At 57.1% G+C, this 23,758-nt stretch carries 24 protein-coding genes and 1 riboswitch; of the genes, 12 read left to right on the forward strand and 12 right to left on the reverse strand.

The window, feature by feature from the left end; translation table 11 throughout:
* Positions 1-6 precede the first annotated feature (6 nt).
* The 4 genes from yqiA to nudF are packed head-to-tail and all read right to left on the reverse strand — an operon-like array spanning position 7 to position 2,494.
* Positions 7-588 carry an esterase YqiA gene (gene yqiA / locus NUX24_RS16670; RefSeq protein WP_257832923.1) on the reverse strand — a complete coding sequence of 194 codons (582 nt, stop codon included), beginning with the start codon at positions 586-588 and terminating at the stop codon, positions 7-9.
* Entirely contained in the window at positions 588-1,415 is an 828-nt protein-coding gene (gene cpdA, locus NUX24_RS16675; protein WP_024906493.1) for a 3',5'-cyclic-AMP phosphodiesterase, read from the reverse strand. Before cpdA ends, yqiA begins: the two co-directional genes overlap by 1 nt.
* Before the next feature lie 27 nt (positions 1,416-1,442).
* Entirely contained in the window at positions 1,443-1,865 is a 423-nt protein-coding gene (locus NUX24_RS16680; RefSeq protein ID WP_003862516.1) for a DUF1249 family protein, read from the reverse strand.
* Positions 1,862-2,494, reverse strand: a complete 633-nt coding sequence (gene nudF / locus NUX24_RS16685; RefSeq protein WP_008502974.1) for an ADP-ribose diphosphatase — start codon at positions 2,492-2,494, stop codon at positions 1,862-1,864. Before nudF ends, NUX24_RS16680 begins: the two co-directional genes overlap by 4 nt.
* Positions 2,495-2,698: 204 nt before the next feature.
* On the opposite strand from nudF, the gene tolC reads away from it, so the two are divergent.
* The 3 genes from tolC to NUX24_RS16700 all read left to right on the forward strand — a co-directional run bounded on the left by tolC (position 2,699) and on the right by NUX24_RS16700 (position 6,169).
* Positions 2,699-4,177, forward strand: a complete 1,479-nt coding sequence (tolC, locus tag NUX24_RS16690) for an outer membrane channel protein TolC (protein ID WP_063439524.1) — start codon at positions 2,699-2,701, stop codon at positions 4,175-4,177.
* Positions 4,178-4,337: 160 nt separating this feature from the next.
* The gene (locus tag NUX24_RS16695) at positions 4,338-5,006 is read left to right on the forward strand and encodes a DUF1190 family protein (protein WP_257832926.1); all 669 of its coding nucleotides are present in this window, start codon (positions 4,338-4,340) and stop codon (positions 5,004-5,006) included.
* 2 nt (positions 5,007-5,008) lie between these two features.
* Entirely contained in the window at positions 5,009-6,169 is a 1,161-nt protein-coding gene (locus tag NUX24_RS16700) for a glutathionylspermidine synthase family protein (protein ID WP_257832928.1), read from the forward strand.
* 92 nt (positions 6,170-6,261) lie between these two features.
* On the opposite strand, the gene ygiD is transcribed toward NUX24_RS16700, so the two are convergent.
* Positions 6,262-7,050: a 4,5-DOPA dioxygenase extradiol gene (gene ygiD, locus NUX24_RS16705; protein ID WP_257832930.1), complete on the reverse strand. Its 789-nt coding sequence runs from the start codon at positions 7,048-7,050 to the stop codon at positions 6,262-6,264.
* A 196-nt stretch (positions 7,051-7,246) separates the two neighbouring features.
* Between ygiD and zupT the strand changes: the two genes are divergently transcribed.
* A complete protein-coding gene (gene zupT, locus NUX24_RS16710) occupies positions 7,247-8,020 on the forward strand; it encodes a zinc transporter ZupT (protein WP_257832932.1) in 774 nt (257 codons plus the stop codon).
* Between the two features lie 32 nt (positions 8,021-8,052).
* Here zupT and ribB read toward each other — a convergent pair whose 3' ends face one another.
* Positions 8,053-8,706, reverse strand: a complete 654-nt coding sequence (gene ribB, locus NUX24_RS16715; RefSeq protein WP_023309208.1) for a 3,4-dihydroxy-2-butanone-4-phosphate synthase — start codon at positions 8,704-8,706, stop codon at positions 8,053-8,055.
* A 106-nt stretch (positions 8,707-8,812) separates the two neighbouring features.
* Positions 8,813-8,963, reverse strand: a riboswitch (FMN riboswitch).
* A gap of 119 nt (positions 8,964-9,082) precedes the next feature.
* Here ribB and ubiK point away from each other — a divergent pair.
* Positions 9,083-9,379, forward strand: a complete 297-nt coding sequence (gene ubiK / locus NUX24_RS16720) for a ubiquinone biosynthesis accessory factor UbiK (RefSeq protein ID WP_028014454.1) — start codon at positions 9,083-9,085, stop codon at positions 9,377-9,379.
* Positions 9,380-9,455: 76 nt separating this feature from the next.
* Here ubiK and hldE read toward each other — a convergent pair whose 3' ends face one another.
* From hldE to NUX24_RS16735, 3 genes are read right to left on the reverse strand one after another with little or no spacing between them, the layout of a single operon-like run.
* Positions 9,456-10,886: a bifunctional D-glycero-beta-D-manno-heptose-7-phosphate kinase/D-glycero-beta-D-manno-heptose 1-phosphate adenylyltransferase HldE gene (hldE, locus tag NUX24_RS16725; RefSeq protein ID WP_029740691.1), complete on the reverse strand. Its 1,431-nt coding sequence runs from the start codon at positions 10,884-10,886 to the stop codon at positions 9,456-9,458.
* Between the two features lie 40 nt (positions 10,887-10,926).
* A complete protein-coding gene (glnE, locus tag NUX24_RS16730; RefSeq protein WP_257832939.1) occupies positions 10,927-13,782 on the reverse strand; it encodes a bifunctional [glutamate--ammonia ligase]-adenylyl-L-tyrosine phosphorylase/[glutamate--ammonia-ligase] adenylyltransferase in 2,856 nt (951 codons plus the stop codon).
* Positions 13,783-13,803: 21 nt separating this feature from the next.
* On the reverse strand, positions 13,804-15,105 hold the full coding sequence (locus NUX24_RS16735) for an inorganic triphosphatase (RefSeq protein ID WP_257832940.1): 1,302 nt from the start codon (positions 15,103-15,105) through the stop codon (positions 13,804-13,806).
* A 229-nt stretch (positions 15,106-15,334) separates the two neighbouring features.
* On the opposite strand from NUX24_RS16735, the gene NUX24_RS16740 reads away from it, so the two are divergent.
* Positions 15,335-15,955 (forward strand): TIGR04211 family SH3 domain-containing protein, encoded by a 621-nt coding sequence (locus NUX24_RS16740; RefSeq protein WP_024906484.1) that lies wholly within the window; start codon positions 15,335-15,337, stop codon positions 15,953-15,955.
* Positions 15,956-16,015: 60 nt separating this feature from the next.
* Positions 16,016-17,257, forward strand: coding sequence for a multifunctional CCA addition/repair protein (locus NUX24_RS16745; protein ID WP_047650086.1), 1,242 nt, complete (start codon positions 16,016-16,018; stop codon positions 17,255-17,257).
* 10 nt (positions 17,258-17,267) lie between these two features.
* On the opposite strand, the gene bacA is transcribed toward NUX24_RS16745, so the two are convergent.
* Entirely contained in the window at positions 17,268-18,089 is an 822-nt protein-coding gene (gene bacA, locus NUX24_RS16750) for an undecaprenyl-diphosphate phosphatase (protein WP_008502957.1), read from the reverse strand.
* Positions 18,090-18,195: 106 nt separating this feature from the next.
* Complete coding sequence (gene folB / locus NUX24_RS16755; RefSeq protein WP_023309215.1) at positions 18,196-18,564, reverse strand: bifunctional dihydroneopterin aldolase/7,8-dihydroneopterin epimerase; 369 nt, start codon at positions 18,562-18,564, stop codon at positions 18,196-18,198.
* Positions 18,565-18,671: 107 nt separating this feature from the next.
* Between folB and plsY the strand changes: the two genes are divergently transcribed.
* Both plsY and NUX24_RS16765 read left to right on the forward strand, forming a co-directional pair.
* Entirely contained in the window at positions 18,672-19,292 is a 621-nt protein-coding gene (gene plsY / locus NUX24_RS16760) for a glycerol-3-phosphate 1-O-acyltransferase PlsY (protein ID WP_023333448.1), read from the forward strand.
* Between the two features lie 84 nt (positions 19,293-19,376).
* A complete protein-coding gene (locus tag NUX24_RS16765) occupies positions 19,377-20,843 on the forward strand; it encodes an MFS transporter (protein WP_126329319.1) in 1,467 nt (488 codons plus the stop codon).
* Positions 20,844-20,883: 40 nt separating this feature from the next.
* On the opposite strand, the gene NUX24_RS16770 is transcribed toward NUX24_RS16765, so the two are convergent.
* The gene (locus NUX24_RS16770; RefSeq protein ID WP_126329317.1) at positions 20,884-21,306 is read right to left on the reverse strand and encodes a MarR family winged helix-turn-helix transcriptional regulator; all 423 of its coding nucleotides are present in this window, start codon (positions 21,304-21,306) and stop codon (positions 20,884-20,886) included.
* Between the two features lie 147 nt (positions 21,307-21,453).
* On the opposite strand from NUX24_RS16770, the gene NUX24_RS16775 reads away from it, so the two are divergent.
* The 3 genes from NUX24_RS16775 to NUX24_RS16785 all read left to right on the forward strand — a co-directional run bounded on the left by NUX24_RS16775 (position 21,454) and on the right by NUX24_RS16785 (position 23,753).
* A complete protein-coding gene (locus tag NUX24_RS16775; protein WP_257832946.1) occupies positions 21,454-22,467 on the forward strand; it encodes an alpha/beta hydrolase in 1,014 nt (337 codons plus the stop codon).
* A 145-nt stretch (positions 22,468-22,612) separates the two neighbouring features.
* A complete protein-coding gene (locus NUX24_RS16780) occupies positions 22,613-23,440 on the forward strand; it encodes an urease accessory protein UreD (RefSeq protein ID WP_257832948.1) in 828 nt (275 codons plus the stop codon).
* A gap of 10 nt (positions 23,441-23,450) precedes the next feature.
* Complete coding sequence (locus tag NUX24_RS16785; protein WP_006811999.1) at positions 23,451-23,753, forward strand: urease subunit gamma; 303 nt, start codon at positions 23,451-23,453, stop codon at positions 23,751-23,753.
* Positions 23,754-23,758 lie beyond the last annotated feature (5 nt).

The raw sequence follows: 23,758 nt of genomic DNA on the forward strand, positions 1-23,758 counted from the left end.
TGATTGTCAGTGGCTGTGCAGTCCAAGAAAATCGACAATCTGGGTGAAATGATTCTCAAAGCCCGTGAAAGCATGGTTTCCGCCCTCTTCTATAGTCTGGCGGCAGGAGGCGTAATACGCCACTGCCTGGCGGTAATCCAGCACTTCATCACCCGTCTGTTGCAGCAGCCAGATGAGATCCGGCGCCTCAAGCGGGTCGACCTGCATAACTTTGAGATCGTAAATATGGCGTGACTCTAGCACATATTGCTGGCCGGTGTAGGGGTTCTCGTTTTCGCCAAGAAAGTCCCTCAGCAGCTCAAATGGCCGAACCGCCGGATTAACCACAACGGCGGGCAGCATGAAGCATTGTGAGAGCCAGGTGGCGTAGTACCCGCCCAGGGATGAACCGACCACACCGAAGGTTTCGCCGCCGTGCGCAAGCACAATAGATTCCAGCATCTCCGCGGCCTCTGCCGGGTAAGGCGGCAGCTGCGGGATAATCATCTCAACGTCGGGGTGATGCTCGTTCAGCCACTGGCGAAACTGTGTCGCTTTTGCGGAGCGCGGCGAGCTGTTGAATCCGTGCAGATAAAGGAGCGTAGACATCAATAGCCTTCTGAAGCGGTATCCGGGCGGAATTTTGCACCGGTCAAACGGCAGACTTCCGTGGTCAGCGTGCCGTCGGCATGCAGTTCCAGCCAGCGCCAGCCCGGCGCGATGGTATCCAGCGTAAAGTTGGCGCAGTGCGGCTTAAACTGAACGCAGGTCGACGGCGTCGCCAGCATGCGGCGCCCGTTCCAGTCGAGATCCTGCTCCTGATGAATATGCCCGCACAGCAGATTTTTCACCCGAGGGAATTTCGCCAGCACGCGATCCAGCGCTGCGGAGTTGCGCAGGCTGTGCTGATCGAGCCAGCTACAGCCCGCCGGCAGAGGATGATGATGCAGCAACAGCAGCGTGTGCCGTTCAGGTTCAGCAGCCAGTTTGGTCTCAAGCCAGTCGAGCTGAAACTCGCTTAACTCACCGTGCGGGACGCCAAACACCTGGCTGTCAAGCAGCAGGATCTGCCACTGTTCACCCGCAAAAACACATTTCGCCGGAGAAATCCCCGCATCCTGAAGAGAACTGTACATGGCGGGCTGGAAGTCATGGTTTCCCGGCAGCCAGACGCAAGGCACGCTAAAGCTCGCGATGCCTTCAGCAAAATGCTGGTAGGCCGCAGAGGATTGATCCTGCGCCAGATCGCCCGTTGCGACAATCAGATCGCATGCACGGTTTTCGGCGTGAATGGCGCTAAGTACCGCCTGATAACTCTCCCAGGTATTCACCCCCAGCAGCGTTTCATGCTTTTCGGCAAAAAGGTGGGTATCGGTGATTTGTAATATCCTGACTGGCGCCCCACCAGCAACAGTCAGGTTCAACAGGCTTTCCAAATGGTGTCCTTAGGTAGGTTTATGACGCTAACAAACCGGAATCGCCATTGCTCCATGTGCTAAACAATATCTTAGCCAGTCGGCTAAAAACTGGTTAATTTGATGCTTTTCGTCGCGTTGATGCAACTTTTTATTCGGGTAATCATACCGCGCCTTGAAGCGAAAGATCTGCTGGCTTGAACACACTTCAGCGACCATCGCGTCGTGATAGAGGCGCACCGTCATCGACGGCAGGCTCCAGTAGCTAATGCTGGGTGCCGTTTGCTCAATCTCCACCAGCGTAGTGTAGCGCGTTGATTCTGTTATCGTTAACCGATACTGCGCGTTGCTCACCTGATAGCTTACCGTTTCGCCGGGTGCGTCGTTTCGCGGCAGCAGGCGGCGCAACTGTGCGAAATTGGTTTCGCACAGGCGCATCATTTCTGGGAAGTCAGGCGTATAGCGCTTCATTTTTTCCACTCGTTTCGTAATGTCTGATAATGCAGCTGTAGCCATTGCAGGGCGATGACAGACGCTGCGTTGTCGATTTTCCCCTCTTCTACCCATTGATAAGCCTGTTCCCGGCTCACCACATGAACCCGAATATCTTCGTTTTCATCTGCCAGACCGTGGATCCCTTCCGCCGTCGTGGCGTCCACTTCGCCCACCATAATGGACAAGCGCTCGCTGGTGCCCCCAGGGCTTGCCAGATAGCTCAGCACCGGTTTAGTGCGGCCCACCACCAGCCCGGCCTCTTCCAGCGCCTCGCGTCGGGCGACGTCTTCAACCGTCTCACCTTCTTCGATCATCCCGGCCACCATCTCCAACAGCCACGGACTCTCACTGACGTCATAAGCGGCGATGCGGATCTGCTCCACCAGCACAACTTCGTCACGCACTGGGTCAAAGGGTAGCAAGACTGCCGCATGCCCGCGCTCAAAAATTTCGCGTCTGATTTCCCCGCTCATTTCCCCGTTAAACAGGCGATGCCTGAAACGGTAAAGATCCATTGAAAAAAAACCGCTATAAAGCGTTTCTCGTGCAATAATTTCTACATCGTTTTTGGCGAATGTCACGGGCAACTTTTCTGGTTTTTGCATGAGTCGAGTCCTGGTAGCAATGGTGATGAAATTGTGAATTTCAAGGCTGTTTGGCTGCCGTTTGTAAGGCTATATGGTAGATTGGTGCAAATTACCGCCAGATGGCACGTTACGCCAACCTTTTGGTATGGAAGATTCTGTTAGAATCGGCAATTATTTTTTAATTAGATCAGCGCTAATACTGCTTCACAACAAGGAATGCAAATGAAGAAATTGCTCCCCATCCTTATCGGCCTGAGCCTGACGGGCTTCAGTGCAATGAGCCAGGCGGAAAACCTGTTACAGGTCTACCAGCAGGCACGTCTGGGCAACCCTGATTTACGTAAATCAGCGGCCGATCGTGATGCTGCGTTTGAAAAGATTAACGAAGCGCGTAGCCCCTTGCTGCCACAGTTAGGTTTAGGTGCAGATTATACCTACAGCAACGGTTTCCGCGACGCTAACGGCGTAAACTCCAATGCTACCAGCGCCTCACTGCAATTGACACAGACGCTGTTTGATATGTCCAAATGGCGCGCCCTGACCCTGCAGGAAAAGAGTGCGGGTATCCAGGATGTGACCTATCAGACCGACCAGCAGACGCTGATCCTGAACACCGCCACGGCGTACTTCAACGTGCTGAGCGCGATTGACGCACTCTCCTACACCGAAGCGCAGAAACAGGCGATTTACCGCCAGTTAGATCAAACCACCCAGCGTTTCAACGTGGGCCTGGTGGCGATCACCGACGTGCAGAACGCCCGTTCACAGTACGACACCGTGCTGGCTAACGAAGTGACCGCGCGTAACAACCTCGACAACGCGCTGGAGTCCCTGCGTCAGGTCACCGGGAATTACTATCCTGAGCTGGCGTCGCTGAACGTGGACAGCTTTAAAACGGATAAACCGCAGGCCGTTAACGCCCTGCTGAAAGAGGCGGAAAACCGCAACCTGAGTTTGCTGCAGGCGCGTCTGAGCCAGGATCTGGCCCGCGAGCAAATTCGTCAGGCGCAGGACGGCCATCTGCCAACCCTGAGCCTGAGCGCGTCTACCGGCGTTTCCGACACGACCTACAGCGGCTCTAAAACCAATACGTCCCAGTATGACGACAGCAATATGGGTCAGAACAAAGTGGGTCTGAGCTTCTCCCTACCGCTGTACCAGGGCGGTCAGGTTAACTCTCAGGTGAAACAGGCGCAGTACAACTTTGTTGGCGCGAGCGAGCAGCTGGAAAGCGCGCACCGCAACGTGGTGCAGACCGTGCGTTCCTCCTTCAACAACGTAAACGCCTCCATCAGCAGCATCAACGCCTATAAACAGGCCGTTGTGTCTGCACAGAGCTCCCTGGACGCGATGGAAGCGGGCTATTCGGTCGGTACGCGTACTATCGTGGACGTGCTTGACGCGACCACCACGCTGTACAACGCCAAACAGCAACTCTCCAGCGCGCGTTACCAGTACCTGATTAACCAGCTGAACATCAAACAGGCTCTGGGTACGCTGAACGAGCAAGATCTGCAGATGCTGAACAGCGCGCTGGGTAAACCGGTTTCCACCTCTCCGGACAGCGTTGCGCCGGAGAACCCGGAGCAGGTTGCCGCGGTTGATAACTTCAACGCTAACGGCAACACCCCGGCGGCACAGCCAGCCGCTGCGCGTACCACTACATCCGCCAGCAAAGGCAATAATCCGTTCCGTAATTAAGTTATGACCAGGCCCTCTCCCACAGGGAGAGGGCGCATCTGAATCACATCCGAACGTAAGCCAACGTAAAGATCCCCCTGATTCCGCCCCTCTTCGCTTCATTTTCAACCACTCATCCTCTATCCTGAGCGTTATTACCACTGGGTCCTGGAAGACAAAGATGAAACGGACAAAATCCATAAATCACGCTTCGTTCCGTAAGAGCTGGAACGCGCGTCACCTCACCCCTGTTGCGCTGGCGGTCACGGCTGTCTTTATGCTGGCAGGCTGTGAGAAAAATGACGAAACGGTATCGCTGTATCAAAACGCAGACGACTGCTCCGCCGCAACCGGCAAAGCCGCTGAATGTAAAACGGCTTACACCAGCGCGCTGAAAGAAGCGGAACGTACTGCACCGAAATATGCCTCACGCGAAGACTGCGTGGCGGAGTTCGGTGAAGGTCAGTGCCAGCAGGCACCGGCTCAGGCAGGCACCGCATCTGAAAATCAGGCGCAGGCGCAGTCCAGCGGCAGCTTCTGGATGCCGTTGATGGCTGGCTACATGATGGGTCGCCTGATGGGCGGCGGTGCGGGCTACCAGCAGCAGCCGCTGTTTAGCTCGAAAAACCCGGCCAGCCCGGCTTACGGTCAATATACCGATGCCAGCGGCAAAGGCTACGGCGCAGCGACCCCAGGCCGCACAGTGAACGTTCCGAAAACGGCGATGGCACCGAAGCCTGCCACCACCAGCACCATCACCCGCGGCGGGTTTGGTGAATCAGTGGCGAAGCAGACCAGCATGCAGCGCAGTGCGACAGGCACCTCCTCTACTCGCTCAATGGGCGGCTGATCATGGAACGAGTCAGTATCACCGAGCGCCCGGACTGGCGCGAAAAAGCCACCGAGTACGGTTTTAACTTTCACACCATGTACGGCGAGCCGTACTGGTGTGAAGACGCCTATTACAGGCTCACGCTGGCTCAGGTGGAAAAACTGGAAGAGGTGACGGCCGAGCTGCACCAGATGTGCCTGAAGGTTGTGGAAAAGGTCATCGACAGCGACGAGCTGATGGCAAAGTTCCGCATTCCGAAGCACACCTGGGGCTTTGTGCGCCAGTCGTGGAAAACGAATCAACCTTCGCTTTACTCTCGCCTGGATCTGGCGTGGGACGGCAAAGGTGAACCGAAGCTTCTGGAAAACAACGCCGATACGCCAACCTCTCTGTACGAAGCGGCGTTCTTTCAGTGGATCTGGCTGGAAGACCAGGCCAATGCCGGAAACCTGCCGGAAGGCAGCGACCAGTTTAACAGCCTCCAGGAAAAGCTGATTGAGCGTTTTGCCGAGCTGCGTGAACAGCATGGCTTTAACCTGCTCCATCTCGCCTGCTGCCGCGACACGGAAGAAGACCGTGGCACGGTTCAGTATCTGCAGGACTGCGCCGCAGAAGCGGAAGTGGCGACCGAGTTCCTCTACATCGAAGATATCGGCCTGGGTGAAAAAGGGCAGTTTACGGATATGCAGGACCAGGTGATCAGCAACCTGTTCAAGCTATACCCGTGGGAATACATGCTGCGCGAGATGTTTTCCACCAAGCTGGAAGATGCTGGCGTGCGCTGGCTGGAGCCGGCATGGAAGAGCATTATCTCTAACAAAGCCCTGCTGCCGATGCTCTGGGAGATGTTCCCGAACCACCCGAACCTGCTGCCAGCGTATTTTGCGGAAGATGATTACCCGCAAATGGAGAAATACGTCGTTAAGCCGATCTTCTCCCGCGAAGGCGCAAACGTCTCGATTATCGAAAACGGTAAGACGCTGGAAGCGGTTGAAGGGCCGTACGGCGAAGAAGGGATGATCGTCCAGGAGTTCTGGCAACTGCCGAAATTTGGCGACAGCTATACCCTGATTGGCAGCTGGCTTATCAACGATCAACCGGCCGGGATTGGTATTCGCGAAGATCGCGCGCTGATCACGCAGGATCTGTCGCGGTTCTATCCGCATATTTTTGTCGAATAGGCCGCGGCCTGATGCCCTCACTCTGACCCTCTCCCACAGGGAGAGGGTGCAAACACTAAAAACGGCAACCTGAGGTTGCCGTTTTGCTTTTATTATCCCACCTGCACCGACAGCATACTCAGACTTCCCATCTCAATACCGTCGACCGGAATGGTAATTGGCTCCTGACCGTCCCATGCGCCTAATACATAAAGCAGCGGCAGGAAGTGTTCCGCCGTCGGGTTAGAGAGCGAACCGCCTTCGTGATCCAGATAGTTCACCAGCGGATGCTTCTCAGCCGGACCTTGCCAGGCCAGATTCGCTTTGACGTAGTCGTTAAAAGAGGTTGCCCACGGGTACGGCGTGTTCTCACCGTGCCAGCGTGCGGTACGCAGGTTGTGCACCACGTTGCCGCTTGCCACCAGCATGATGCCTTCATCACGCAGGGTTGCGAGCTTACGCCCCATCTCCAGATGCCAGGCCGCTGGTTTGGTGCTGTCGATGCTCAGCTGCACCATCGGGATATCCGCATCAGGATACATTTTGATCAGCACGCCCCAGGAGCCATGGTCAAAGCCCCAGGCCTCTTTATCCAGCGTCACAGGGACAGGCGCCAGCAGCTCCACCAGCTTTTCCGCCAGCTCAGGCGAGCCGGGGGCCGGATAATGCGTGTCGTACAGCGCCTGCGGGAAGCCGCCAAAATCATGAATGGTTTTTGGCGCTTCCATGGCGGTCACGCCCGTCCCACGGGTAAACCAGTGCGCAGACACCACCACGATCGCTTTCGGCCGCGGCAGCGTCTCGCCCAGGTGACGCCAGGCGCGGGTATAGACGTTGTCTTCCAGAACGTTCATAGGGCTACCGTGGCCTAAAAACAGGGCTGGCATACGGGAAGAAGTCATGGTGATATCCTTACAGAAGGTGTCAATTTAATGGTGCTACATTACGCGCAATCCAGCAAAGATGAACGCAGATAAGCGTGAAGATCATCATCAGGAAATTTGAATGTAAGGAATGTGTAAAGCCGGGTTTTCACCCTCGCTTTGCCAGAAATGGATCATTTATATTAATGAGAATGATTATCAAAAGGAGCAATGCATGTCAGTCCCCTTGATCCTGACCATACTGGCGGGTGCCGCGACCTTCATCGGTGCGCTCCTCGGCGTGCTCGGCCAAAAGCCCTCTAACCGCGTGCTGGCCTTTTCACTGGGCTTTGCTGCCGGGATCATGCTGCTCATCTCCCTGATGGAGATGCTGCCTGCCGCGTTGGGCACCGAAGGCATGTCTCCGCTGCTGGGCTACGGCATGTTTGTCTTTGGCCTGCTGGGATACTTTGCCCTCGATCGGATGCTACCACACGCGCATCCGCAGGATTTAATGCAGAAAAACGTGACGCCTATGCCGCGCAATATCAAGCGTACCGCCGTGCTGTTAACGCTTGGCATCAGTCTGCACAACTTCCCGGAAGGGGTCGCTACCTACGTGACGGCCAGCAGCAATCTTGAGATGGGCTTTGGCATCGCGCTGGCGGTCGCCTTACACAATATTCCTGAAGGACTGGCCGTCGCCGGACCCGTGTATGCCGCAACGGGATCGAAACGCACTGCGGTGTTCTGGGCGGGTATTTCCGGGATGGCCGAAATCCTTGGCGGCGTGCTGGCCTGGCTGATTCTTGGTAGCCTGGTCTCTCCGGTAGTGATGGCGGCGATCATGGCCGCGGTAGCCGGGATCATGGTTGCGCTTTCGGTGGACGAACTGATGCCGCTGGCGAAGGAGATCGATCCAAACAACAACCCCAGCTATGGCGTGCTGTGTGGAATGTCGGTTATGGGGTTAAGTCTGGTTCTGCTGCAGAGCGCAGGAATCGGGTAAAAAAACGCCGGGACTTCCCGGCGTTTTTATTATCAGCTGGCTTTGCGCTCGTGCGCCTGGCGATACTCAACCAGATCTTCAATCGTGACCACCGGCATGTTGTGCAGACGGGCAAAGGTGATGCACTCCGGCGCGCGCGCCATGGTGCCGTCATCGTTGGTCAGTTCGCACAGCACACCAGCAGGTTTGAAGCCAGCCAGCGTCACCAGGTCGATCGTCGCTTCGGTGTGACCACCGCGGGTCAACACGCCGCCCGCCTGCGCACGCAGTGGGAAGACGTGGCCAGGACGGTGCAGATCGGATGGCTTCGCACCATCGGCAATCGCTGCACGTACGGTGGTCAGACGGTCAGCCGCAGACACACCGGTGGTCACGCCATGCGCCGCTTCAATGGTCACGGTAAAACCGGTACCAAAGGCGCTGGTGTTGTTTTCGACCATCATCGGCAGATCGAGCTGCTTACGACGATCTTCATTAATACACAGGCATACGATGCCGCTGCCGTGACGGATGGTCAGCGCCATCTGTTCAACGGTCATGTTTTCGGCGGCGAAAATCATGTCGCCTTCGTTTTCACGGTTTTCATCGTCAAGCACCATCACACCGCGGCCTTCGCGCAGTGCATCCAGTGCATGTTCAACACGTTGAGTTGAAGTGCCAAAAGAGGAAAGTAGCGTCTGATTCATGGTAAAAAAACCTCATTAACATTATGGTTACCAGAATCAGGGCAGTCTTAGGAGCGCCGTATAAGCGGCAAAAAGATAACGTGAGCGGGCCCATGCCCGACTTGATCGTTACTCTCTCCCATCCGGACTCTAACCGTCGGCCCCGGAATTACACCGGATCTGCTGACCTTTGAGTTTTCACCCAAAGCGCTCGCGGGCTTTCAGCGTCACGCTGATTTACCGCCGGTGGGGAATTTCGCCCCGCCCTGAGAATAAGCGAGATAACTATAACGCTATTGATTATCCTGGGCAATGCATAAGCATCAAACAATTTTGTTTACCCCGGGCATGACGCGCTACAATGGACACTAACACTTTTCCATCAAGGGAAACGCCAATGATTGACCCGAAAAAAATTGAGCAGATCGCGCGTCAGGTTCATGAATCTATGCCAAAAGGCATTCGTGAATTTGGTGATGACGTAGAAAAGAAAATCCGCCAGACGCTGCAGGCGCAGTTGGTTCGCCTTGATTTAGTCAGCCGCGAAGAGTTTGACGTGCAGACCCAGGTTCTGCTGCGCACCCGCGAGAAGCTGGCGCTGCTGGAACAGCGTCTGAGCGAGCTGGAAAACCGCAATGCGCCGGAAGAAGTAAAGCCGGCACCGGCCATTCCACCGGTGGACGATCAGGAATAAGTGGGGCCTGATGCCTTCACCCCAACCCTCTTCCTGTGGGAGAGGGTGAAAAAAACGGGCCTACTGGCCCGTTTTTTTACTGACTGTCCTTCTGGATCTTCTTGATGATGTTGGTGGTTGAGCACCCGTCTTCAAAGTTGAGCACCATCACTTCACCGCCGTTGGCCCAGACCTCTTCGCTACCCGCGATTTGCTCCGGCTTGTAATCCCCGCCTTTTACCAGCAGGTCCGGCAGAATGCCGGCAATCAGGCGCTGCGGGGTATCTTCTTCAAACGACACCACCCAGTCCACGGCTTCCAGCGCGCCGAGCACAATCATGCGCTGCTCGAGCGGGTTCACCGGACGCGTTTCGCCCTTCAGGCGTTTCGTCGATGCATCGCTGTTAACCGCCACAATCAGGCGATCGCCCAGCTTGCGCGCGTTCGCCAGATACGAAACGTGGCCCGCGTGAAGAATGTCGAACACGCCATTGGTCATCACCACTTTTTCACCGCGCTTGCGCGCGGCGGCGACGGCCACCTTCAGCTCGTCTTCGGTCATGACGCCAAAACCGGTATCCGCACGACCGCGCACCGCGTTTTCCAGCTCGATTGGCGAAACGGTTGAGGTACCGAGTTTACCGACGACCACGCCCGCCGCGGCGTTAGCGAAGTAGCACGCCTCTTCCAGCGAGTTTCCTGCTGCCAGCGTCGCCGCCAGCACGCCAATCACCGTATCACCGGCACCGGTCACGTCGTACACTTCCTGCGCCTGGGTTGGCATATGCAGCGGCGCTTTGCCCGGCTGCAGCAGCGTCATCCCCTGCTCGGAGCGGGTCACCAGCAGCGCGGACAGTTCAAAGTCGGCAATGATCTTCATGCCGCGCTCAACCAGCTCTTCCTCGGTTTTGCACTTGCCCGCCACCGCTTCAAACTCGGAGAGGTTCGGCGTCAGCAGCGTCGCGCCGCGATAGCGCTCAAAATCGGTCCCTTTCGGGTCGATCAGCACCGGCACGTTAGCTTTACGCGCCAGCTGAATCATCGTCTTCACGCTCGCCAGCGCGCCTTTTGCGTAGTCGGACAGCACCAGCGCGCCGATATTGCCCAGCGCCTGGTTGATACGCTCGTGCAGCGGCTCGGGATCAACGCCTTCGAAACCTTCTTCAAAGTCGAGGCGGATCAGCTGCTGGTTGCGCGACAGCACGCGCAGTTTCGTAATCGTTGGGTGGGTCGGAACAGAAACGAAGTCGCACTTCACGTTCACGTCCGCCAGCGACTTGCTCAGCGCGCGCGCCGCATCGTCGATGCCGGTCAAGCCCACCAGACGCGACTGCGCGCCCAGGGAGGCAATGTTCATCGCCACGTTTGCCGCGCCGCCGGGACGCTCTTCAATGGTGTCGACCTTGACCACCGGTACCGGTGCTTCCGGAGAGATGCGGCTGGTCGGTCCATACCAGTAGCGATCCAGCATCACATCCCCAACAACCATAACCCCAGCACGTTCAAACTCTGGCAGTGTTACTTTCATTCCTGACTCCAGAAAGATTCACAATTTGCGCGCGATAATATCACACTTGATTTGTTACGCACGGTTCCACCAGCCACTTCTGCCAGCTGGCCGTTACCTGAGCACGTTCATTCGCGAAACAGTCCAGCGCCACGTGCCCCGGTTCCTCCTGCAGCGCCAGATGATGAAGCTCATCGCGCAGCGTCGTGTAAGCGAGGGTTAAGGCCTGCGCCTCCTGCTCGTCCATGATGTCATTTTGCGCCAGCAGCTCCAGAATGCGCACGTTATCGGACCAGCGAGTCAGCTTCGGCTTGTCGTGGGCGTGCAGCAGCACCAGATACTGGGTAATGAACTCAATATCGGTAATCCCGCCCTCGTCGGCTTTAATATCAAAGCGATCGCGGTGTTTATTGCCGAGATGCGCGCGCATTTTCTCGCGCATTTCCCGCACTTCTGTTTGTAATGTGGCGCCCTCTCGCACCGTCGTCATAACGTCCTTACGGATGATGTCAAACTGCGTTTTGAGCTGCGGATCGCCATACACCACGCGAGCGCGCACCAGCGCCTGATGCTCCCACGTCCAGGCTTCATTCTTCTGGTAATCGGCGAAGGATTCCGTTGAGGTCACCAGCATGCCCGCCGCGCCGGACGGACGCAGACGGGCATCGACTTCATACAAAATGCCCGACGAGGTGCGGGTGCTGAACAGGTGCATAATGCGCTGCGCCAGGCGCAGATAGAACTGACGCCCGTCAATCTCGCGCTCGCCGTTGGTCATCACGTCAACCGGGCAGTCGTGCAGGAAGATTAAATCCAGATCGGAGCTATAGCCCAGCTCCCAGCCGCCAAGCTTGCCGTAACCCACCACGGCAAACCCTCGTCCCTCACGATCGGCAAGGTGCTTCGGCTGGCCGTAGCGGGACACCATCTGCACCCACGCCTGATGGACCACCGCGTCGATGATCGCCTCTGCCAGCCAGGTTAAGTGATCGCTCACTTTCATCACCGGCAACGTTCCGGCGATGTCCGCCGCCGCCACGCGCAGCATCTGAGCCTGCTTAAACTGGCGCAGCGCCTCCAGCTGCTGCTCTTCGTCCTCTTCCGGCACGCGCAGCAGATACTGACGCAGCTCGTCCCGGTAGGCATCCGTCGCCGTGGGCTGATACAGCGTGTTCGGATCGAGCAGCTCATCCAGCAGCAGCGGGTAACGCGCCAGCTTGTTGGCCACCATCGGCGAGGCGGCGCAGAGCGTAATCAGGTGCTTCAGCGCCCCCGGAAACTCGCTCAGGAGCTCCAGATAGGTGGTACGCGTGATAATCCCGCTCAGCAGCGGCATCATGCGCGACAGCGGTACCGGCGCATCCGCCCGCGAGCAAACCTCGCTCAGGAGGTGCGGCATCAGGTGATCCAGCACCTGACGGCCGCGCGGGCCGATGGCGCGTTTGTTCAGCTCAAGACGGAAATCAGCGATCAGCGCCACCACGCGATGGCGCGCGTCGTCTGTTAAGTGCGTCAGCACCGGCGTGGTGTCATCTTCCTGGAGCGCGTCCTGCCACAGCTCGCGCCAGTGCTCGGAAAGCGCATCGTCCTGCGATTCGCTTTCGTCATCACCGATCAGCTCGTTAAAGATGCGGCGTACGCCCGCCATGTGGGCATCCAGCCGTTCGGTCAGCGTTGACCAATCGTCCACGCGCATGCCCCAGGCCAGGCGCGCCCGGTTAAGGTCATCGCCCGGCAGGGTCTGGGTCTGTTCGTCGTTGATGCTTTGCAGCAGGTTTTCCAGACGACGCAGGAACAGATAGGCCTCGCGCAGGGTTTGCGCGTCGCCGTCCGGCAGCAGGTGAAGCTGCTCGATGGCGCTAAGGGTCGGCAGCAGCGAGCGGGACTGTAACGACGGCTCACGCCCGCCGCGAATCAGTTGGAAAACCTGAACGATAAATTCGATTTCTCGAATGCCGCCCGCGCCGAGCTTGATGTTGTCCTTCAGCCCACGACGGCGAACCTCACGGGCAATCATCCCTTTCATATTGCGCAGGGACTGGATGACGCTGAAGTCGATATAGCGACGGAATACGAACGGGCGCAGCATGGCGCGCAGCTCGTTGGCGTAAGCGTCGTCGCTGTCGCCCATAATCCGCGCTTTAACCATTGCATAGCGCTCCCAGTCGCGCCCCTGCTCCTGGTAGTAATCTTCCAGCGCGGCAAAGCTCAGCACCAGCGGTCCGCTGTCGCCAAACGGACGCAGGCGCATGTCCACGCGGTAAACAAAACCGTCCTGCGTCGGCTGGTCCAGCGCCTTGATCAGACGCTGGCCGAGACGGGTAAAGAACTGGGCGTTGTCCAGCTCGCGACGGCCGCCGCGCGTGGAGCCGTTCTCGGGCCAGGCAAAAATCAGGTCGATGTCGGAGGAGAAGTTCAGCTCGCAGCCGCCCAGCTTGCCCATCCCCAGAATCAACAGCGGCTGAGGAACCCCTTCCTCGCTGCACGGCGTGCCCCACTCTTTACAGCAGGCGGCGTAGAGCCAGTCGCGCGCGGCGACAATCAGCGTTTGCGCCAGCTCGCTTAACTGCTGCAGCGTGCTCTCTTCGCTCACCAGCTCCAGCGCCTGAGCCCAGGCAATGCGCACCATCATCCGACGGCGGAACTGGCGCAGGACGCGCATCAGCGTGGCTTCATCCGCAACGTCTTCGAGCGCGGTTTGCAGCCAGCCGGCGTAATGCCGCCACTCGTCCGCCTGCGGCGGCGCGTTCTCAAGCTCTGCCAGCCAGTCCGGGTTGGCGGTGATACTTTCCTGCACAAAATCACTGAAGGCGAGCACGCTCTTTGCCTGCTCGCTTAACGATGACGCCGGTAATGACTCAGGCAGACGTTCGCAAACGGTCTGCCACTGCTGCTGTAACGGTGAAGAAAGCGGCATTATAGGGGTTCCTTGCCAGAGTTAACGTTTTCCGCTGTGCAGCCAGAACGGCTCCTGCGAAATGGCCTCGTTACGGAAATGCTCAATCTCAATATGCTGGCGGGTTTCGATGGCATGCTTCAGCCCCTGCCAGTTTTCCAGCCATGCCTGCGCCTGTGGCCCGTCGTAGGCACCGGAAAGGAGCAGCATGCTGTCGATGTTGCGCGAAAGACGGGGGAGCTGATCGCCATACTTATCGCCGAGCGGATACGCAAAGGTGCTCTTCAGCTCGGCGGCATGACGGGAAAGATGAATATCCGCGAAACGCTTAAAGTTTTCCGCGATTTTGGCCTCGGCTTTCGCATCCAGGAAGGCGCGCCAGCCGCGCGTGACCAGAAACTCGGTCAGCGCCAGTTTTGCCGAAGCGGCCTGCGGGCTGTAAATCGCCGTTTGCGCCGAGACGTCCGAGAGCATCAGCGTTTCGGTTTGCGTCAGCAGATCACGTAAGTGAGCGCTCGCTTTGCGAGGAACGATACCGCCGAACAGCGCCAGGGAATGGCGCACCAGGGCAATCGCCGCCAGCACGTGGGATTTGGCGTTTTTCACATTTCGCACCCACAGCTCTTCGTGGTACTGCCACTGCGAAAGCGCCAGCTCCAGCGCGGCTTCCAGCCCCTGTTCAACGCTGGCTTTCGGCGCAACGTGCAAAATGGTCGTCTCTTTCAGGACGCGCGGCGCATTTCCGGCCGCCAGATGGTAACCCCGCGCGGCTTTACTCAGGCTTCCCTGACGCAGTCCGGACTGGCTCACCAGCCTGCGCGCCAGCTTCAGCACGTCATTTGCCTCCCCTTCCAGCAGTTCAAGCTCCAGTTCACAAATGGGTTCCTGGAACTCCCCCGCCTTCACCTCACCGAGATCGAGGGCGATTTCGATGCGGCTTTTACCTTCCGTCACCAGCCATTTTTCGCGCCAGAAATCGGTGCTGAACAGCGGCTGTACCTGTTCCGCCAGCGTGGAGGGCAGCTCGCCTTCCGGCCAGACTTCCGCCGGGAAACGTTCGAGCTCAAGTTCTGGCTTGCTGATGTCGATATTGTATTCCGGGCGCTGATGTAAACCGCCGACCACGCGGCCGGCAATTTTCATCGTCATCTCGTAGCGCCCGCTCGCGCCGCGGATGCGCAGCCCCATATCGTGGCGGCGCAGCCAGTTGTCTGGCGTTTCGTAATAGATATTAAGCAGTTGTACCGGTGCATGGTGTTCGCCGGAAAGCGTATGCAGATGCTGGCGGAGTGCGTCAACGCTGTCTTTTTCGACGATAAACTTTAATTCAATTTCTTGTGCCATAGCCTTGTACTTTTGCGGGCGTCACAGACGCGTCAATGAGGGCGAACTTCCTCGCCATTTGTTTGTCAGTACATAGTATTTTGCGCCAAATTGCCATGCAATGAGCAATTTGTCGGGCGTAAATGTGTAGAGTCGTGACACAGATGATTCTGATTGCTGACGAATGCTTTGCGTAGAGACACTGTTGCCACTACTATCGTTCCACTATTTATGAAAATAACGACTAATGATGCTTAAATTACGCCTGATTGGACTTACTTTACTCGCTTTTAGCGCCGCAACCGCAGTGCACGCTGAAGAGAAGCGTTACGTTTCTGACGAACTGAACACCTGGGTACGCAGTGGCCCCGGAGATAATTATCGCCTCGTGGGCACGGTGAATGCCGGCGAGGAAGTCACCCTGTTACAGACCAACGCGGACACCAACTACGGTCAGGTTCGCGACAGTACCGGCCGTACGTCCTGGATCCCGCTGAAAGAGCTGAGCACCGTGCCAAGCCTGCGCACGCGCGTGCCGGATCTGGAAAACCAGGTGAAGACCCTGACCGACAAGCTGAACAACATCGACGGCACCTGGAACCAGCGCACCGCTGAAATGCAGCAGAAAGTAGCGCAAAGCGACGGTGTGATTAACGGTCTGAAAGAAGAGAACCAGAAACTGAAAAACGAGCTGATTGTCGCGCAAAAGAAAGTGAATGCCGCCAATCTGCAGCTCGACGATAAACAGCGCACCATCATCATGCAGTGGTTTATGTATGGCGGCGGCGTGCTGGGCGTAGGTCTGGTGCTGGGTCTGGTGTTGCCACATCTGATCCCAAGCCGCAAGCGTAAAGATCGCTGGATGAACTAATTCGTCTTCTCTGCCAGACTTACGTATCATTCTGGAAAAGAGAAAACGGGAGAGTTGGGCGTGAAGAGTTATCTGGTCGGTGGTGCGGTACGTGATGCGTTGTTAGGTCTGCCGGTCAAAGATAAAGACTGGGTAGTGGTTGGCGCCACCCCGGAAGAGATGCTCGACGCGGGCTACCAGCAGGTAGGCCGCGATTTTCCCGTATTCCTGCACCCGAAAAGCCGTGAAGAGTATGCCCTGGCGCGTACCGAGAGGAAATCGGGCTCGGGCTATACGGGCTTCACCTGCTATGCCGCGCCGGACGTCACGCTGGAGCAAGATCTTCTGCGCCGCGATCTCACCATCAACGCGCTGGCGCAGGACGAGAACGGCCAGATTGTTGACGCCTATGGCGGTCAGGACGATCTGCGCAACCGTCTTTTACGTCACGTTTCCCCGGCGTTTTCTGAAGATCCGCTCCGCGTGCTCCGCGTGGCGCGCTTTGCCGCGCGTTACGCCCATCTCAGTTTCCGTATTGCCGATGAGACCATGGCGCTGATGACCGCCATGACCGAGGCGGGCGAGCTTGAACACCTGACGCCAGAGCGCGTCTGGAAAGAGACGGAAAATGCCCTCACCACGCGCAACCCGCAGGTCTTTTTCCAGGTCCTGCGCGACTGCGGCGCGCTGAAGGTGCTGTTCCCGGAAATAGACGCGCTGTTTGGCGTGCCTGCCCCGGCAAAATGGCACCCGGAAATTGATACCGGCGTACACACGCTGATGACGCTCAGCATGGCCGCCATGCTCAGCCCTGACGTGGACGTGCGCTTTTCCACCCTGTGCCACGATCTCGGCAAAGGCTTAACGCCAAAAGAATTCTGGCCTCGCCACCACGGGCACGGTCCGGCAGGGGTGAAGCTGGTCGAGGGTCTGTGCCAGCGTCTGCGCGTGCCGAACGAGATCCGCGATCTGGCGAAACTGGTGGCCGAGTTCCACGATCTGATCCACACCTTCCCTATCCTGAAACCGGCCACCATCGTTAAGCTTTTCGATAACATCGACGCCTGGCGCAAACCCCAGCGCGTAGAGCAAATCGCGCTCACCAGCGAAGCTGACGTGCGAGGTCGTACCGGGTTTGAAGCGTGCGATTACCCGCAGGGACGTTTACTGCGTAAAGCCTGGGATGTAGCGAAAGCGGTGCCTACGAAGGACGTTGTCGAAGCGGGATTCAAAGGGCCGGAAATTCGCGAAGAGCTCACGAAACGGCGAATTCAGGCGGTGTCGGACTGGAAGGAAAAACACTGCCCTCAGCCAAAAGACTGAGGGCTATCGGTCAGAAGAAGACCACGTACACCGCAGCCGCCACGATAAAGCGATAGATCGCGAACGGAATAAACGAGATACGCTTAATCAGCTGCAGGAAGGTTTTGATGGCAATCAGCGCCACGATAAACGCGGTGATGAAGCCGACGGCGAACATCGGAATGTCGCCCGTGGTAAGGAAACCAATGCTTTTATAGAGGTCAAGCGCGGTGGCGCCCATCATCATCGGCACCGCCAGCAGGAACGAGAACTCTGACGCGGCGTAACGGCTTACGCCCATCAGCATCCCGCCGGAGATGGTTGCGCCTGAACGCGAGAAGCCCGGCCACAGCGCCAGACACTGGAAGCAGCCAATGATAAACGCCTGACGATACGTCATATCGTCCAGCCCTTCCGCGCGCGGCGTTTTTGGCTTCAGCACTTCCGCTGCGATCAGCAGGAAGCCACCTACCACCAGCGCGTACATCACGTTAATCGGGTTAAACAGCGATTTGATGGCGTCGTGGAACACCAGACCCAGCACCACCGCAGGGATCATCCCGAGCAGAATATGGATCAGCGACAGGCGGCCTTTACTCATCCCTTCGTGCTGAGGCGGACGGCCAAAATGGATGCCAATCAGACCAAACAGACGGCGCCAGAACATCACCACCACCGCCAGAATAGACCCCAGTTGGATAACCACTTCAAACGTTTTGGCGGTATCGCCTTCGAAGCCCAGCAGATGGCCAACGATAATCATATGGCCGGTACTGGAAACCGGTAAAAACTCCGTCAATCCTTCGACCACACCCAGTATTGCCGCCACCAGCAGCGAGTGCATATCGCTCATCTATAAACCCCTAAAAAGATATAAAAAAACGGCGTCCCATACGGACAACCGATAAAGATACATTCTTGAGACCGGTATAACCTAAAATGGTTTAGCTATTATGACGTTAAATCTTTCCTTTCAGATTTGTGCCACGCTCGATAATGACGCCAACGTTGGCGGCTCGCGCCACCGCGCCCGGCTTGCTCAGCTTGATGCGCACCCAAGGTGAGTTGAATTTTTTCAACAGCAATTCTGCGACTTCTTCCGCCACCCGTTCGACCAGCGCAAAACGCTGCCCTTCAACGTGGGCGATGACCGTTTCACTGATATCGGCATAGCTCAGACAATCGTTCACGTCATCGCTTTTTGCCGATTTGCGGTTATCCCATCCCATTTCGATATCGAACACCAGCTTCTGTTCGATGGTCTGTTCCCAGTCGTAAACACCAATTGTGGTGATTACCGAAAGTTGCTCTATAAATACAATATCCATCACGACCTGCCTGCTTTTTGGCTAAACCGGATACCACTTCCGGCGAATTATGCGTATTATCCACAGATGCTGAGAATACAGATACATTTTCAAAACGGAACAGCGTTATGAGTGCAATCGCGCCTGGAATGATCCTCCTCGCCTATCTTTGCGGCTCAATCTCCAGCGCCATTCTGGTCTGCCGCATTGCCGGGTTACCTGACCCGCGTGAAAATGGTTCCGGGAATCCGGGGGCGACCAACGTACTACGAATTGGCGGCAAGGGAGCAGCCGTAGCGGTTTTGATTTTTGATGTTCTGAAAGGGATGCTGCCCGTCTGGGGCGCGTATGCGCTGGGCGTCACGCCGTTCTGGCTGGGGCTCATTGCTATTGCCGCCTGTGTCGGCCACATCTGGCCCGTATTCTTTGGTTTTAAAGGTGGCAAAGGTGTGGCTACCGCCTTTGGCGCCATTGCGCCCATCGGCTGGGACTTAACCGGCGTCATGGCCGGAACCTGGCTTCTGACCATTCTTCTGAGCGGCTACTCGTCGCTGGGCGCCATCGTCAGCGCGCTGATCGCGCCGTTCTACGTCTGGTGGTTTAAACCCCAGTTCACCTTCCCGGTGTCAATGCTCTCCTGTCTTATCCTGCTGCGTCATCACGACAATATCCAGCGCCTGTGGCGTCGTCAGGAGACCAAAATCTGGACTAAGCTCAAGAGAAAGAAAAAAGACGCTCCGAAGAGTTAGTTATGCCTTATAGCCAAATGTGATTTTGGTCACCTTCTGCCTGTGGTAACTGTTAGGGACACAACACAACCACATAAGAAGAAAATGGCTGAAATCACAGACACCACTTCCCTTTCAACGGCAGGTACTCCTCCTGATGGCGACATCCAGTGGGTGCGCAGCGCATCGGATGTGTCACGCCTCGTTAATGACGGCTCTCAGGGCCGGGCAAACGCCCGTATCGTGGTCGGTATCGCGCTGGGCGGGATTTTCCTCGATGCCTACGATCTGGGCGCGCTGGCGTTCGGCATTAAAGACATCACCCGCGAATTTAACCTGACGCCCGCCGGTACCGGTATGGTGGCCTCGGCGATTACCTTTGGTGCCATTGTCGGGGCGCTGCTCGGCGGTTACCTCACGGATAAAATCGGGCGCTACCGCGTTTTTATGGCTGATATGGTGTTCTTCGTGGTGGCAGCGATCGCCTGTGCGCTGGCCCCGAACGAATATGTGCTCGCGGGTGCCCGCTTTGTGATGGGGCTGGGGGTCGGGATCGACCTTCCCGTGGCGATGGCGTTTTTAAGCGAGTTTGCCAGGCTGAAAGGGCCCGGAAATAAGGCCTCCAGCGTCGCGATGTGGTGCCCCACCTGGTATGCCGCCATCAGCGTCTCTTACCTGCTGGTGCTTTTCTTCTACGCCGTGTTGCCGGAAAGCCACAGCGACTGGCTGTGGCGTTTGATTCTCGGCTTTGGCGCGGTGCCCGCGCTGGTGATTATCGCCATCCGCAGCCGCTATATGAGCGAATCTCCGGTCTGGGCGGCGAATCAGGGCAACCTGAAAGAGGCGGCGTCAATTTTACGCCAGTCGTATAACATCAATGCCCACGTGCCTCAGGACGCGCTCGGCCAGCCTGCACCTGTCGTGAATAAAGCGAAATGGTCAAATTATCTGAACCTGTTCCGCGGCATCTACTTGCGCCGCACGACGCTCGCCACGCTGCTGTCCGTCGTCTCGTCGTTTGCCTATAACGCCGTGGCGTTTGGCCTGCCGGTGATCATCTCCAGCTTCTTTGTCCAGTCAATGCTCACCACCATCCTGATTTCTCTGGTGCTTAACCTGCTGTTTGCCTTCGTCGGCGGACTGCTGGCGGTACGCTACGTACCGCGCTTCGGCGCCTGGCGAATGTCGCTGGCGGGTTATGCCTGCCAGCTTGTCGCGCTGCTGGGCCTGGCGCTGATTGGCCGACCGGAAGGTGCCTCTGAAGGCGTGCTTGCCGTAGCCATGCTGGCGCTTTTCCTGTTCGGTCAGGGCTTCGGCCCGGGCGCGCATACCATGACGTTCGCCTCTCTGAGCTACCCGACCTCGCTGCGCGGCGTGGGCGTGGGTCTCAACCAGACGCTGATGCGCAGCAGCTCGACGCTGTCGCTGTTCCTCTTCCCGCTGCTGGTCGCGTCTCTCGACACCGCCGTGTTCTGGGTGATTGCGCTGGCGCCGTTTATCGGCCTGGCGTCACTGCTGGCGATCCGCTGGGAGCCGTCCGGGTATGATGTGGATGCGGAGGACTACCGGTAACGACACATCACTTCGGTGGGTTCACCCCACCGAAGGGTTCTTACAAATCGTCGAGCAGCGTTCGGGAGAGTTTTTTTAGCGTCTCAAGCTCATCGTCATTCATCCGCATGCTGCAGCGGATCTGGTCCGGCAATTCCATCACCCGTTTTTTCAGTTCTTTCGCCTTATCGGTCAGTACGACATTTTTCATCCTTTCATCACCCACAACCGCGATACGGTTGAGGAATCCTTTTGCCTCAAGCTTTTGTACAAGCGGGGTCAATGTGCCCGAATCAAAAAAGGTCTTATCGCTGAGATCGCGAAGTGGGATGTTGTCTTTCTCATAAAGCGCCATCAACACAACGAATTGCGGATAGGTCAGATCCATCTCTTGCAGTAAGGGGCGATACTGGCGAACAAACGCGTTGGTGACCGAGTACAGCGAGAAGCAAAGTAAATCGTCTAGCGTTTTGTTTTCTTTCATTTTTCTATCAACTCCAAATCGGTTGCCTAAAAAAATTATAAATAATGTTTGACTAAAAGTATCTTGCGCGCAAGTATTACACCAACAACTAAGTAGCACACTACTTAATTATCTCATCCGATCAAATACGCTTAAAGAGGCACTACCATGAAAACACTCACCGCCATCCTGGTTTCTTCCGTCTTCGCGTCAGCCGCGGCATCCGCTCAAACCACCAATACCCCAACCCCGACCGCAGGCGTACAGGCATTTCTTAATGTTTTGAATTCCGGCAAGGGTAAGCCAATGGAACAGATGACCCCGCAGGAGGCCCGCCAGGTACTGATTGGCGCGCAGCAAGGCGCAAAACTGCCGCCCGCTAAGGTTTCTGAAAAAACGATCCAGGTAAATGGCCAGGCGATAAAACTGAAAATAGTGAAACCTGAAAACGCCAGCGGCACGCTCCCCGCCTTTATGTTCTTTCACGGCGGCGGTTGGGTGCTGGGTGACTTCTCTACCCATGAACGTTTAATCCGCGACCTCGTTCGCGCTTCGGGTGCCGCTGCGGTTTACGTCGATTACACCCCGTCACCTGAGGCCCATTTCCCGGTGGCCATTAATCAGGCCTATGAAGCGACAAAATGGGTCGCCGGGCACGGTCAGGAAATTGGCGTGGACGGTAGCCGTCTGGGTCTGGTGGGTAACAGCGTCGGCGGCAACATGGTGGCTTCGGTGGCGCTGCAGGCCAAACAGTTCAATGGGCCAAAGATTCGCTACAACGTCATGCTCTGGCCGGTTACCGATGCGAACTTTGATACTGCCTCGTATAACCAGTTCGAAAATGGCTATTTCCTGTCGAAAAACATGATGAAATGGTTCTGGGATAACTACACCACCAGCGCTGCCGATCGCAACAATATCCTTGCCTCTCCGCTTCGCGCCAGCACCGCGCAGCTGAAAGGCTTCCCCGAGACGCTGATCCAGACGGCTGAGCTGGACGTTCTGCGGGATGAAGGTGAAGCATTCGGGCGTAAACTGGATGCGGCTGGCGTCCCGGTGACCGTCACGCGCTATAACGGCATGATCCACGACTACGGCCTGCTTAACCCGCTGAGCCAGGAGCCAACGGTTAAAGTTGCCCTTGAGCAGGCAGGTGCAGCGTTGCATGAACACCTGAAGTAGGATCGTCATTCTTAATACAGAGCACGGCCCCGGCCGTGCTTTTTTATTTCTCCTGCCTGGCCATCCATAAGCGACTCATATGACAGCCTTCATTTCCGCCAGGGCATACTGAAACGTATCCCGATGGTGTGGAAATGGATGCAGCATGTTAGCAGCTCAGGTCACTGATAATACGTATAAAGGCTGGCAGGCGTCGCTTGCCCTGCAGTTTTGTCACACCCCTGAGAAAACCCTCCTGCACTCCGCCCACCACGTCGGGCCGCTCACCGTTCAACGTCCGTTTTACCCCGAAGGGGAAACCTGCCACCTTTACCTGCTGCACCCGCCCGGCGGGATTGTGGGCGGCGATACGCTGGACATTTCCGTTCGGCTGGACGCCAAAAGCCACGCGCTCATCACCATGCCCGGGGCGAGCAAGTTCTATCGCAGCAGCGGCCCGCAGGCGCGTCTTAACCAGCATTTTTACCTCGACGAAAATTCCACTCTGGAGTGGCTGCCGCAGGACACCATTATCTTCCCCGGCGCGAATGCCGCGCTGCGTTCCGTCTTCCACCTGAAGGCCTCCAGCACGCTGCTGGCGTGGGAGCTGTACTGTCTGGGACGCCCGGTGATCGGTGAGACCTTCAGCCACGGCACGCTGGAAAGCCGCCTTGAAATCTGGGTTGAAAACGAACCGCGCCTGATCGAGCGTCAGCATCTTAGCGACGGCGATCTCACGCCCGTCGCCGGGCATCCGTGGCTCGGCACGCTGCTGTTCTATCCGGCCAAAGAAGAACATCTCGACGCGGTGCGCGAACGGCTCGCGCCCCTGGAAAATTATGCAGGTGCAACGCTCACAGACGATCTGCTTTCGGTGCGTTTTCTCTCCGACGACAACCTGATTTGCCAGCGGGTGATGCGCGACATCTGGCAGTCGCTTCGCCCGCTTCTCACCACCAAAACCGCCTGTTCGCCGCGTATCTGGCAGACATAAGAGAAACGTTATGGAACTGACCCCCAGAGAAAAAGACAAGCTGTTGCTGTTCACCGCCGCGCTGGTTGCCGAACGCCGCCTTGCGCGCGGGGTAAAGCTCAATTACCCGGAATCGGTCGCGCTGATCAGCGCCTTCATTATGGAAGGCGCGCGCGATGGCGAAACCGTCGCCTCGCTGATGGAAGCGGGCCGCCACGTCCTGAGGCGCGACCAGGTAATGGAGGGCGTCCCGGAGATGATCCCCGATATTCAGGTCGAAGCCACCTTCCCGGACGGATCGAAGCTCGTCACCGTCCACAACCCGATCGTCTAAGGAGC

The organism is Enterobacter sp. HG048 (genome assembly GCF_024702055.1).
Taxonomy (GTDB): domain Bacteria; phylum Pseudomonadota; class Gammaproteobacteria; order Enterobacterales; family Enterobacteriaceae; genus Enterobacter; species Enterobacter dykesii.

Coding starts and splice junctions, on each gene's coding strand:
- ygiD (WP_257832930.1), bottom strand. CDS start 7,050: ATGACTTCTTCCCGTATGCCAGCCCTGTTTTTAGGCCACGGTAGCCCT.
- NUX24_RS16765 (WP_126329319.1), top strand. CDS start 19,377: ATGGCTGAAATCACAGACACCACTTCCCTTTCAACGGCAGGTACTCCT.
- NUX24_RS16780 (WP_257832948.1), top strand. CDS start 22,613: ATGTTAGCAGCTCAGGTCACTGATAATACGTATAAAGGCTGGCAGGCG.
- NUX24_RS16775 (WP_257832946.1), top strand. CDS start 21,454: ATGAAAACACTCACCGCCATCCTGGTTTCTTCCGTCTTCGCGTCAGCC.
- NUX24_RS16785 (WP_006811999.1), top strand. CDS start 23,451: ATGGAACTGACCCCCAGAGAAAAAGACAAGCTGTTGCTGTTCACCGCC.
- zupT (WP_257832932.1), top strand. CDS start 7,247: ATGTCAGTCCCCTTGATCCTGACCATACTGGCGGGTGCCGCGACCTTC.
- NUX24_RS16770 (WP_126329317.1), bottom strand. CDS start 21,306: ATGAAAGAAAACAAAACGCTAGACGATTTACTTTGCTTCTCGCTGTAC.
- bacA (WP_008502957.1), bottom strand. CDS start 18,089: ATGAGCGATATGCACTCGCTGCTGGTGGCGGCAATACTGGGTGTGGTC.
- ubiK (WP_028014454.1), top strand. CDS start 9,083: ATGATTGACCCGAAAAAAATTGAGCAGATCGCGCGTCAGGTTCATGAA.
- NUX24_RS16680 (WP_003862516.1), bottom strand. CDS start 1,865: ATGAAGCGCTATACGCCTGACTTCCCAGAAATGATGCGCCTGTGCGAA.
- NUX24_RS16735 (WP_257832940.1), bottom strand. CDS start 15,105: ATGGCACAAGAAATTGAATTAAAGTTTATCGTCGAAAAAGACAGCGTT.
- NUX24_RS16740 (WP_024906484.1), top strand. CDS start 15,335: ATGCTTAAATTACGCCTGATTGGACTTACTTTACTCGCTTTTAGCGCC.
- nudF (WP_008502974.1), bottom strand. CDS start 2,494: ATGCAAAAACCAGAAAAGTTGCCCGTGACATTCGCCAAAAACGATGTA.
- yqiA (WP_257832923.1), bottom strand. CDS start 588: ATGTCTACGCTCCTTTATCTGCACGGATTCAACAGCTCGCCGCGCTCC.
- folB (WP_023309215.1), bottom strand. CDS start 18,564: ATGGATATTGTATTTATAGAGCAACTTTCGGTAATCACCACAATTGGT.
- NUX24_RS16700 (WP_257832928.1), top strand. CDS start 5,009: ATGGAACGAGTCAGTATCACCGAGCGCCCGGACTGGCGCGAAAAAGCC.
- ribB (WP_023309208.1), bottom strand. CDS start 8,706: ATGAATCAGACGCTACTTTCCTCTTTTGGCACTTCAACTCAACGTGTT.
- glnE (WP_257832939.1), bottom strand. CDS start 13,782: ATGCCGCTTTCTTCACCGTTACAGCAGCAGTGGCAGACCGTTTGCGAA.
- hldE (WP_029740691.1), bottom strand. CDS start 10,886: ATGAAAGTAACACTGCCAGAGTTTGAACGTGCTGGGGTTATGGTTGTT.
- tolC (WP_063439524.1), top strand. CDS start 2,699: ATGAAGAAATTGCTCCCCATCCTTATCGGCCTGAGCCTGACGGGCTTC.
- plsY (WP_023333448.1), top strand. CDS start 18,672: ATGAGTGCAATCGCGCCTGGAATGATCCTCCTCGCCTATCTTTGCGGC.
- NUX24_RS16695 (WP_257832926.1), top strand. CDS start 4,338: ATGAAACGGACAAAATCCATAAATCACGCTTCGTTCCGTAAGAGCTGG.